At 57.5% G+C, this 11,221-nt stretch carries 8 protein-coding genes; 7 read left to right on the top strand and 1 reads right to left on the bottom strand.

Annotation, left to right across the window (positions count from 1 at the left end; genetic code table 11):
* The first annotated feature begins 96 nt into the window (after positions 1–96).
* The 7 genes from G442_RS0103900 to G442_RS20810 all read left to right on the top strand — a co-directional run bounded on the left by G442_RS0103900 (position 97) and on the right by G442_RS20810 (position 9,207).
* On the top strand, positions 97–996 hold the full coding sequence (locus G442_RS0103900) for a DMT family transporter (protein ID WP_026396920.1): 900 nt from the start codon (positions 97–99) through the stop codon (positions 994–996).
* Between the two features lie 158 nt (positions 997–1,154).
* Positions 1,155–2,252 carry an LLM class flavin-dependent oxidoreductase gene (locus G442_RS0103895; protein ID WP_026396919.1) on the top strand — a complete coding sequence of 366 codons (1,098 nt, stop codon included), beginning with the start codon at positions 1,155–1,157 and terminating at the stop codon, positions 2,250–2,252.
* Positions 2,253–2,345: 93 nt separating this feature from the next.
* Positions 2,346–3,149, top strand: a complete 804-nt coding sequence (locus G442_RS0103890) for a class II aldolase/adducin family protein (protein ID WP_026396918.1) — start codon at positions 2,346–2,348, stop codon at positions 3,147–3,149.
* A gap of 6 nt (positions 3,150–3,155) precedes the next feature.
* On the top strand, positions 3,156–3,755 hold the full coding sequence (locus G442_RS0103885; protein WP_026396917.1) for a cysteine dioxygenase family protein: 600 nt from the start codon (positions 3,156–3,158) through the stop codon (positions 3,753–3,755).
* A gap of 3 nt (positions 3,756–3,758) precedes the next feature.
* Positions 3,759–5,348 carry a rhodanese-like domain-containing protein gene (locus G442_RS0103880; RefSeq protein ID WP_084440350.1) on the top strand — a complete coding sequence of 530 codons (1,590 nt, stop codon included), beginning with the start codon at positions 3,759–3,761 and terminating at the stop codon, positions 5,346–5,348.
* A 632-nt stretch (positions 5,349–5,980) separates the two neighbouring features.
* The gene (locus G442_RS20815) at positions 5,981–8,365 is read left to right on the top strand and encodes a TonB-dependent receptor (protein ID WP_084440349.1); all 2,385 of its coding nucleotides are present in this window, start codon (positions 5,981–5,983) and stop codon (positions 8,363–8,365) included.
* A 284-nt stretch (positions 8,366–8,649) separates the two neighbouring features.
* A complete protein-coding gene (locus G442_RS20810; RefSeq protein WP_026396915.1) occupies positions 8,650–9,207 on the top strand; it encodes a carboxylesterase family protein in 558 nt (185 codons plus the stop codon).
* 231 nt (positions 9,208–9,438) lie between these two features.
* On the opposite strand, the gene G442_RS0103865 is transcribed toward G442_RS20810, so the two are convergent.
* Complete coding sequence (locus G442_RS0103865) at positions 9,439–11,130, bottom strand: S10 family peptidase (protein ID WP_246789316.1); 1,692 nt, start codon at positions 11,128–11,130, stop codon at positions 9,439–9,441.
* Positions 11,131–11,221 lie beyond the last annotated feature (91 nt).

The following is an 11,221-nucleotide window of genomic DNA, read 5'->3' as shown; positions in this document are numbered from 1 at the left end:
CTTCAGGCCCTTCATCGGCCCCATTCACATAGACGGCTATCTCCCGGCGTGCTTCAGAGGCGACGTTCCTGAAACAGACCGAAGAGATCTAGCGTCATGTCCGCCTTAATCGCTCGCAAAACGTTCTTTTCCCCTGAAGAAATGGCGTTGCTGGGCATTACGGTCCTGTGGGGCGCGACCTTTCTGATCGTGCACACGGCGATGCAACATTGCGGGCCGTTGTTCTTCGTCGGACTCCGGTTCAGCATCGCGGGAGGATTGAGTCTGCTCCTGTTTCTCCGAACGATGCGCGCCGTGACCGTGAAGGAAATAGGCGCGGGGGCCTTGATCGGCGTTTCGATTTTTCTGGGATACAGTCTTCAGACGTACGGATTGGAGACGCTCGACGGTGGTATTTCCGCATTTCTGACGGCGCTGTACGTGCCGATTACGCCGCTGCTGCAATGGGCGGTGATGAAGCGGCGCCCGAAGCTGATGACGTGGGTCGGCATCGGATTTGCGTTTACGGGGTTGCTGTGTCTGACCGGGCCGGGGGCGATGTCCGTCGGGCTTGGGCGCGGAGAAATCGCGACCTTCGCTTCGGCCTGCGCAATCGCGGCGGAAATCATTCTGATCGGACGTTTCGCATCGAAAGTGGACAGCGTTCGTGTGACCGTCGTGCAGCTTCTGACGGTCGGCGTCCTGTCATTCGTCGTCATGCCCATCGCTGGAGAGTCTGCGCCGTCATTCTCATGGGTGTGGCTGTCCGCTGCGGTAGGGCTGGGCATGGCGAGCGCGCTCATCCAGTTGACCATGAACTGGGCGCAGAGGGCGGTTTCGCCCGCGCGGGCGACCATCATTTACGCCGGAGAGCCCGTATGGGCTGGCCTCGTTGGGTGGATCGCAGGCGAGCATCTGCCCCCGCTCGCCATTCTGGGCGCGGCGTTCATCGTGGCGGGCGTCGTGGCCAGTGAATTAAAGCCGCGTCGTCGAAAAACAGCGATTGCGTCCCTGTAATCGGCCAGACCGCCGTCCGGGGTCCCGGCAGGAGAAGGGATTATTGAGCGAATCTTGATGGTGGATTTGAGTTTTTTTGATGGCATTAATTACGAAAAAAACGGTAGATTAAGCGCCAACGGCACTTTTTTTAGTGAAATAGTCATCAGGAGCGCGTCATGCCCGTTGATTTCATTGGCTTCGTCAACGGCCGCAACCATTCGGAGATTATCCCGGCGGAAGGGCCGGTGGTGAATCTCGACCATGTCGAGGCGGCCGCGAAAATCCATGAGAACGGGGGGTTTGACCGGGTTCTGGTCGCCTTCCATTCGAATTCCCCGGAAAGCATCCTGATCTCCCAGCATGTCGCCAACGTGACTCGTCGGCTCGGTCTGATGGTCGCCCATCGACCGGGTTTCACTGCGCCGACGCTTGCGGCGCGGCAGTTCGCCACGCTGGACGCTATCAGCGGCGGCCGCGCTTCCGTGCATATCATCACGGGCGGCGACGATCGGGAGTTGCAGGCGGACGGCGACCATCTGACGAAGGCTGAGCGTTACGCCCGGACGAGCGAATACCTCGACATCGTGCGCCGTGAATGGAGCAGCGATGCGCCCTTCGACTATGATGGAAAGTATTACAAGGTGCGTGGCGCTCATTCGGCTATCCGCCCCCAGAACGGCTCATCCATTCCCGTCTTTTTTGGCGGCTCTTCAGAGGAGGCGATTGCGGTCGCCGGCAAGCACGCTGATATTTACGCGCTCTGGGGCGAGACATACGACCAGGTGCGTGAGACGATCGCGCGCGTGAAGGCGTCTGCGGCGCAGCATGGCCGCACGGTCAGGTTCTCGCTGTCCCTCCGTCCCATTCTTGCCGAGACGGAGGAGGCGGCCTGGGCGAAGGCCGAGCATATTCTGGAGACGGCGCGCGGCTTGCAGGAGCAAACCGGCTACGCCCGCCCATCGGTTGTGCCCAACGAGGGGTCGCGGCGTCTGCTCGCGGCTGCGGCGCAGGGGGCGCGGCTGGACAAGCGGTTGTGGACGGGGCTGGCGGCGCTGACCGGCGCACGGGGCAATTCCACGTCGCTGGTCGGCACCGCGGAACAGGTGGCGGACGCTCTGCTCGACTACTATCGTCTGGGCGTGACCAACATTCTGATCCGGGGCTTCGATCCGTTGCAGGACGCCTATGTCTACGGACGGGATCTTATTCCTCTCGCCCGACGTTTGATCGCGGCGGAGGACGCGCGCTCTGGCGCGGGGCGTGAGGCTGCGTAAGAAATTTTCTGTGCTGCGGCGCCTTGATCGGGTGGGCCGCGCGGTCGTCCATCGTCGCGTCAATCGAACCGGTAAGCAAAAGGGTCACGTCCAATGAACGTCATCGCAGCCCCGCTCCGCCATAATGATCAGCAGGCCCGCGCCCGAAAACTGGAGCCACGTCGGCCCGCAGCGTCTTTCGCGGAGGAAAGACTTCACCGCAAGCAGCGCCTTGCCGCGACGTTTCGGCTTTTTGCCCGCTACGGCTTCGATCAGGGTCTGGCCGGGCATGTTACCGCGCGCGATCCGGAATTTCCCGATCAATACTGGATCAATCCGCTCGCTGTGCATTTTTCCCAGATCAAGGTTTCGGATCTGCAACTCGTCGATCATGACGGCGCCATTCTGATCGGCGACAGGCCGATCAACACCGCAGGTTTCACCATTCATTCTGCGTTGCACCGGGCGCGTCCCGACGTGATCGCGGCGGCGCATACACATTCGACCTATGGAAAGGCGTTTTCCGCGCTGGGAACGGAACTGCTGCCCATTACGCAGGACTCCTGCGCCTTTTACGAAGATCACGTCGTTTTCGACCCGTTCAGCGGCGTGGTGCTGGAGGACAGCGAGGGGGAGCGGCTTGCGCAGACTCTCGGCGACCGCAAGGCGTTGATCCTGCAGAATCACGGGCTGCTTACCGTAGGTCCGACCGTAGAGGCCGCCGCATGGTGGTTCATCACCATGGACAACGCCGCGCAGACGCAATTGCTTGCGCAGGCGGCAGGTCCGCTTAAGCCTATTGCGCCCGACATCGCGAAGCTGACGGCCAGTCAGGTCGGCACGCATCAGGGCGGTTACTATTCTTTCCAACCTCTGTGGGACTGGATAGTCGCACAGGAGCCGGATCTTTTGGACTGATATTCGATGAGCAGCATTGTTCCCTTGCGGGAGTTCGTTACCCGTTTCACCGCGCTGTTCGAGCGAGGTCTCTCTCCTTCGGCTGTGCAGCAGGAGGGGGCTTCCCTTTTGCGGACACTGGTCAGCAAGGACGACTGGCTGCCGGACGTCTTCGCGGTTCCAAATCCTGAGCGATACAGTCAGTATCTTCTGCACTGCGACCCTCTCGAGCGGTTTTCGGTCGTCAGCTTCGTGTGGGGGCCCGGCCAGACGACGCCATTGCACGATCACCGGGTCTGGGGATTGATCGGAATGCTGCGGGGACGGGAGAGCGAAACGCAATTCCGGCGGAATTCTGATGGCGGCTTTGAACGCGTAGACGTGAGTTTTCTTGAAGAGGGCGAGGTTGCGTCCCTGGAGCCGGACGTCAATGACTATCATGTCGTAGCGAACGCGCTGGAGGACAGGGCGTCCGTGTCCATCCACGTCTACGGCGGCAATATTGGCGGCGTTTCGCGCGCGGTTTACGATATCGAGACCGGCGAGGAACGTCCGTTCATCTCTGGTTACTCAAGCGGCGTTACGCCCAATCTCTGGGATCGATCCCTCAACGCGAAAGCGGCCTGATCCATGAACGCATTTTCCTCTCCGCATGTGTCTTCAACGGTGGTTCGCGAAAAACTTCGCGACGGCGAGGAGATTGCGCTGTTTGATTTGCGGGAGGAAGGCCCGTTCGCCGCCGCGCATCCCCTGTTCGCGGTGAACCTGCCGCTCGGGCGTATTGAAGAGCGGCTTGCGGGGCTCGCTCCGCGTCGCGACGCGCCCATCGTGATTTATGACGACGGGGAAGGGCGCGTTGCGAAGGCGTTGCCGATTTTCCGGCGGCTGGGCTACACGAATGTCTCGGCGCTTGCTGGTGGTCTGGAGGGGTGGCGCAATTCGGGCGGCGAAATTTTCATCGACGTCAATGTGCCATCCAAATCTTTCGGCGAACTGGTCGAGCACGAGCGCGGCACGCCGTCGTTGCCTGCGCGGGAACTGTATGAACGCCTCGAGCGGGGGGATGACCTCGTGGTGCTCGATGCGCGTCGGTTCAGCGAATATACGACCATGTCCATCCCGAGCGGCCGTTCAGTGCCTGGCGCGGAACTGGCGTTGCGCGTTCGTGGTCTGGCGCCATCGCCGCAGACGACCGTTGTCGTGAACTGCGCGGGGCGCACGCGCTCCATTATCGGCGCGCAATCGCTGATCAACGCAGGTATTCCCAATCCTGTCTTCGCGCTGCGCAACGGAACGATTGGCTGGACGCTTGAGGGATTACAGCTCGCGCATGGAGAGACAAAGCGGGCTGGCGACGTGCTGGAAGATGACCGGGAAGCCGCGTTGCAGGGGGCGATTTCTCTGGCGGAGCGAGCAGGGGTGCGGTTGATCGACGCCGCAGGCGTCGCCGAATTGGCGGCGGACACAGCGCGTACGCTGTACCGGCTCGACGTTCGCTCTCCGGAAGAATACGAGGCGTCCCATCTCGCAGGTTTTCGGTCGGCGCCTGGCGGCCAGCTGGTGCAGGCCACGGATGAATGGGTCGGCGTGCGACATGGAACGATCGTTCTGACCGACGATGACGGCGTGCGCGCCCGCATGACGGGGCACTGGTTGCGGCAGCTCGGCTGGAATGAGGTTTATGTTCTGACGGACTGGTCCGATCTGCCGCGCGAGAGCGGTGTCGAGCAGGCGCCGCTCGCTGGTCCGCTGCCGGATGTGCGCTTCGTCTCGGTGAAAGATTTGTCCGAACGTGTGGCCCCGTTTGTAATTGATCTCGCCACGAGTCCAGAATTTCGAAAAAAACACATTCCAGGATCGCATTTTGCGATTCGTAGTGATGTCGAAGACATTTTCGGAAAAATAGGTGCTCGCAAGATTGTCCTGACGTCTCCGGATGGCCTTGCCGCACGTCTGGCGGCGCCGGAATTTGAGGCCCAGGGTTTTGACGTAGAGGTTCTGGAGGGGGGGCTGAACGCATGGCTTGCGGCGAAGCAGCCGATCGAGGTGGGGTTGACGCCGGAAGCTGCGCTGTCTGAACCGAACGATATCTACAAACGTCCTTATGAGGGAGCCGATAACTCTGCAAAGGCGATGCAGGCTTATCTTGACTGGGAATTTGGTTTGATTGCGCAGCTTGAGCGTGACGGGACACACGGATTCCGTGTTTTAAAAGGGTGATGCGCGTCGGGTGTTCATGTCTGGAGTGAGGCAATTGTTATGCCAAGCTCCAGATTGATCGTTTTTGTCTATTGAAATTTGAAAGCAGTATGCCCTTCTTGGAATAAATGAAGGTATTGGGAAAATTTTCTCATAAAGAAAATGTTTTTTGGACAATTATATCTTATAGATGACCCGCACATTCCCTGCGCAAGCGAGTCTGTTGGGGCGGCCGCAGATTTTCGTATGTTGGAAATAATGTAAGTCGAGTTGACGTAATGCTGCAAACGAATTTCCGATAGATAATTAAATTACTGAGATTTATAGAAAATCATCCCGTGGTCCTGATCTTTTAATTTATGACTTGTGAAACATCTGCAGTTTTCCTTGCGCCCGTTCGGGCATAAATTCCGTTCGTATTCGCACGGGCCATGGGTGTGGCGGATACATGAGGCGAGCGAATGGCAGATTTTCAAAAACAACATGAATAGTTATAATATTAAATATGAATTGTATTGAAATTTATTCAATTTATGTTGTTGTATTTGATTTTGCAATGAAATTACTTTAAATAAATCAATATAGAAATTGTATATTTTGGAAAAAATATAGATATTAATTGTGTTGTTCTCGTTGCTTCGGAATGACATGATATGACGCTAGCTTGTGTTAATTCTTCACGCGCCCTGAAAAACGGCCATCGCCTGATGCTGCTGGTGTCAGCCTTTACATCCTCAACGGCTTTGGCGGCGTCTTCCGACGTATCGCAGTCTCGATCTGTGGGGGCGCATAAATCCCGCGATGCGGCGCAAGTTCGCCATCCGGCGCCCCGAGCGTCCGTGGGGAAGGCCGAAAGCATTGCAGTTACCGGACAGACGCACGGCGCGCGTCTGCATGCCGCGTTGCAACGCACTCCAGCGTCTATCTCTTTGCTGACAGGAGAGCGTCTGCGCCAACTTGGGGTGACGGATGTGCGACAACTGGCGAACTTGACGCCAAATTTGTACGAACCGCGTGCGACAGTGGGGTTTTCGGCCACCAACTATTTCATTCGTGGCATTGGAGAACTTGACCCGCAAGGAGAGCCGTCAGTCGGCACCTATATCGACGGCGTTTATCTGCCGCGGACTATAGGTACGATGCAGGAATTGCTGGATGTGGATAACGTGCAGATCGACCGTGGGCCGGTCGGCTTTACTGCAGGGCACCAGGCCGAAGGCGGCGCAGTGCGCATCAACACCGTTGCGCCAGGAAATACAAGGCAGTTTCGCGCGCTGGTTGGATATGGATCATATAATGAATACAGGGCCGCGTTTCTGGCGAGCGGCGCGCTCGTGAAGGATCGTGTTTACGCCAGCCTCGCCTTCGATCGTCACGGCCGTGACGGCTTTGATCGCAACTACACGCTCAACCAGACCGAGAATAATATTGATTACACGCAGGCGCGTGGAAAATTGCGCTTCACGCCGAACGATCGCTGGGACATTACGCTCGCGTTCGACGGAACGGTGGATGGCTCGACCAACCGGGGGTATGGCAATCTGCTGAATGGCTACACCCATGGCTTATATTCTTCGATTTATCCTAAAAATAATTACAGTCAGGTCGGATTTACAGGAAACGTCAACTATGTCGTCAACTCTCACCTGCAGCTGCATTCGACGACGGCCGTTCGGGGGTATGACGACACAGGATATTATGACAACTACGGGACGAAATACATTCAGCGGTCGCAACTTCTTTATTATAAAGACCGCGCGTATTCCGAGGATTTAAATCTGCACGGTGATTATGGACGGCTCTCCTTCACCGTTGGTGCGTATTTCATGTACGAAGACTGGTATACTGCACGGCGGGCGAACAATACGAACGGGGCATGGTACCCGGATTCACAGGCCGCCTCTCTTCAGAGCTACACGCCAGTATATGCCAAAATCGATCAGTTGACACGTATCTGGGCTTTATATGGGCAGGCGGAATACAAAATTACGCCGACTTTGACAGCGACGGTGGGGTTGCGATTCAATCATGAATCTCATTCGAATGCGGAAGACCTGAACTACCTCGTAGCTGGCGGCAATCATTCCGTGGGCTGGCCGGGCGTCACAGGCGCTCTTTACTCCGGCGCCCCGGGCGCTTCGGCATGGCCGGGGCACGCCGCAGCCCATGCCGACTGGACGCAATTGCTGCCGAAAGGCGCTTTGACCTGGCAGATCACGCCAAGTGTCATGCCCTACGTATCGATCTCGCAGGGAAGCAAATCGGGCGGATACGATTATCGCGCACAGACGCCCGGCGCAGCCAATATGGCGCAGGCTTTGCTGCCTTATAAGCCGGAGCTGGTGACGACGTTCGAAATTGGCGCGAAGACCAGTCCGCTCGCCCATATTCTGGAAGTAAACGGCGCCCTGTTCTGGAATAATTTTAATAACATCCAGATGACGACTTATGACGCGACGACTGCGCTCTCACACAGATTTAATGCGGGCAAAGGGCACTCCGCAGGCGCGGAGATGGAGGCCACTGCGCATATCGGATCGAACTGGGATATGCACTACACGGCGTCCTATCTCTATGCGCAGTTGGACCATTTCGACGGCGTCTCCACGGCTCCCCTGAAACTGGCCGACGGAGGTGCATACAATAACGCGCCGCATTCGGGCGCACGGCTTCCATATTCTCCACGTTGGCAGATGAACGCGTCCGTCTTCTATCGTGTGCCGTTGCGCCGTGCGCCGGGCCGGTTCAGCATCGGCGCCGACGTTTCATGGCAGTCTTCGCTCTATCTCGACGGGAATGAAAACGCGCAGACAAGACTGTCGCCGCAGACATATTTCAACGCCATCGCGACATGGACAAGCGACGACAGACGATGGACCATCACCGGGCAGGTCCGCAATATTCTCGACCGCAGGTATCCGCAGACCTTGTCATATACGCTCGGTTCAGCGTCGCATGGGGCTTACTCGCCCGTGAACTACGCGGCGGCGTTCGCAGATCCCCGCACGATCTTCGTGACCGCCGAATACAAGCTGTGACGCTCGTGTTTCCGCCGCGTCGGATCTGACGCAACGACGCGATTTGGACGCGCCTCGCAGACTTGCGTCTGACCAGGATAATATCGCCCGACATACGTTGTCTGATGACAACAATCCTCGTAGCGTCCGCATGTTTTGGGAAGTGATTATTCAGACAGGAGACGCAGGTGAGTGCAACCCGGATATAAAAAAAATTCTCTGGCCCGGGTTGGCTTGCCCTTGCGCTTCTGCTCTCGCATGGAACTGCGCGTTCGACGTCGCCTGCGCGCGAAGCAGCTCCTTCTATGCACGATGTGAAAATTTCGACGGCATTGGGCGAAATCGTGGGAACGGAACTGGGCGGAGTCGAAGCCTTCAAGGGCATTCCTTTCGCTCAGCCCCCCATCGGGATGTTGCGGTGGGCAGCGCCACAACCTGCATCCCGCTGGGTCGGAGTCCTGGATGCGACGCATTTTCGGGCGGACTGTATGCAGAAGCCCTTTCCCAGCGACGCGGCGCCGCTGGGCGGACCGGTGTCAGAGGACTGCCTCTATCTCAATATCTGGCGGCCCGTATTGGCTGCGAAAACGAAATCGCCCGGTCTGCCTGTCATGGTGTGGATTTATGGAGGAGGGTTCGTGAACGGAGGAAGCTCGCCTGCCGTTTACTCCGGAGCGCCGATTGCGCGGCAGGGCGTTGTCGTCGTCAGTTTCAACTATCGTCTCGGCCGTTTTGGAACATTTGACACACGTTCTTTCAGGGGCGGCGGCACGCAATCAGAGAATTTCGTCAATTACGGATTTGAAGATCAGGTAGCGGCGTTGCGCTGGGTCAATGGCCATATTGCTGATTTCGCTTCGTGAGTGATCATTTTCAAAATATCGTCGGATTTATGCCGGTATATATCTTCCACGAGCAGGAACGCGCGTTCGAGGCGTTTCACAATAAGTAAAGTCACGGTTGCAACAGCGGCAGAAACGAGAGTGACGCGGCGCCATCCTAGTGGCGCGCCACTTTTCACAGGTGAGTAGAGGAAAAAACGACCATGGTGAAGCTTCGCCCCGGACGTTGAGCCGGGACGAAGCTCCATTTGGTCACTCTGTGTGGGCGGGGTTCACATTGCTGGATCGCGTGATGAAAGAAGCCACGTTCTCGTGCAACTGCTTCAACGCCGTCTCATTCGCATACACCATGTGCCCCGACTCATACCGTGCATATTCGATGTTCGATTGCAGACGATTTGGAATCTGCAGATGCTTCATCTCATAAACGCCTTCGTAATATGGCGTCGCAAGATCAAAATACCCAGCGTTCAACATGACTTTCAAAGTTGGGTTGGTTTTCATCGCATAGGCGAGATCCGGCATCACGTTTGCGGAGCCGTCAAACGCCTGCCCTTCGCCGGGCGGCGTGTGTCGGAAATCCCAATGGGTGTCTATGCCCCCTCTGTATTCCTGTCCGTTTCCGTACCCGAGCGTTTTACGTGTGTAATCGTTGAACGCGGAGATATAGGCGGAACTGATCGCTGCGGACTGCGGATCGTAGTCCGCCTCTTCGCTCAGCGGATTGATCGTGGGGCCAGAGAAGCGGGAATCCAGGCGTCCCGTCGTGGTGTCGTCATTTTCCTGCAGCGTTTTTTCAAACTCTCCTACATCGACACGCAAATCGGCCCGCAGAAGATAATCCACCGGCAGGCCGGTATAGGTATGCAGCTTCTCGGCGACGGCACGCTTGCTCTCAGCAGTCAGATCTGCGCCTTTCTGCAACGCCAGCAGATAATCGTTGGATGCGAATTGCTCGACGTCCTTGAGCAGAGCCTTGAGATCGGGAGGATTGTCGGGCAGGCGATGGTGGTACCACGCGGTTGCTGCGTAGGTTGGTAACGCCAGAACGTATGGAAGGTCATTGCCGGGATTGAGTTTTGGTTCATCTCCTTCATTATCATAGCTGAGAATTTGAGAAAGAAGGATGACTCCGTTGAAGTCGATATTGTCCTCGTTTTGCAAATCGTTGACCAGAACGGCCGAACGGAGCGTGCCGTAGCTTTCCCCAAACAGGAACTTCGGCGAGTTGTAACGCCCGAACTCGCCGAGGAACTGGGTGATAAAGTTGGCGAATGCGTGCCCATCGGCGTCCACGCCCCAAAAAGACTTTTCGCGATCCTTGCCGGCAATGCGTCCGAACCCGGTGCCAGGCGCGTCAATGAACACAAGATCCGTCACGTCGAGCAGGCTGGCCTCGTTATTGACCAGTTGATATGGCGCGGCGGGGTCGTGGGCGTCGTTCATTGTGACGATACGACGCGGACCAAAAGCGCCCATATGCAGCCATACGCTCGCGGAGCCCGGGCCGCCGTTATAGACGAACGTGATCGGTCGCCCTTCCGGTTTGGCGTCTTTTTTGAAATAGGCGACGTAAAACATTGCCGCGGCGGCGTCTGGATTGCCGTCGTCGGCCTTGCCGTCGCCTTTGTTGTCCGTATGAAGACCAAGCCGGCTCTCAACGACTGATGTCGAATCATCCCACCCCTTAGGGTGCACAATCAGCGTGCCAGCGACGGCGCGGTAGTCGATTTTCTGACCGCCGATCGTGACGCTTCCGGCGCTCTCGCGCCGGTCGGTCGTCTGCGGCGTCGCAGGCTGAGCGTGGGAGAAGCTTGCCGTCGCAGACTTGTCTTCCGCCGCGACTGCCCGTGATCCGGGTAAAGCTGTGGACGACAGGAGCAGCGCGAGCAGCGAAGCGGAAAAAGTGAGACATGAGGACGGGGAACGAGAGACTCTGGTCAACGCGATAATCTCCATGCGGCGCGATGGCGGGACTATACGGTGGTCCGATGCGTTGCAAAATTGGGCGGTAGCGGAGAATGCTCTGCATTAC

It is taken from the genome of Acetobacter nitrogenifigens DSM 23921 = NBRC 105050 (assembly GCF_000429165.1).
GTDB classification, from domain to species: Bacteria; Pseudomonadota; Alphaproteobacteria; order Acetobacterales; family Acetobacteraceae; genus Acetobacter; species Acetobacter nitrogenifigens.
The sequence above is the reverse complement of the archived record's forward strand: the minus strand, read 5'-3'. Positions and strand labels throughout refer to the sequence as shown.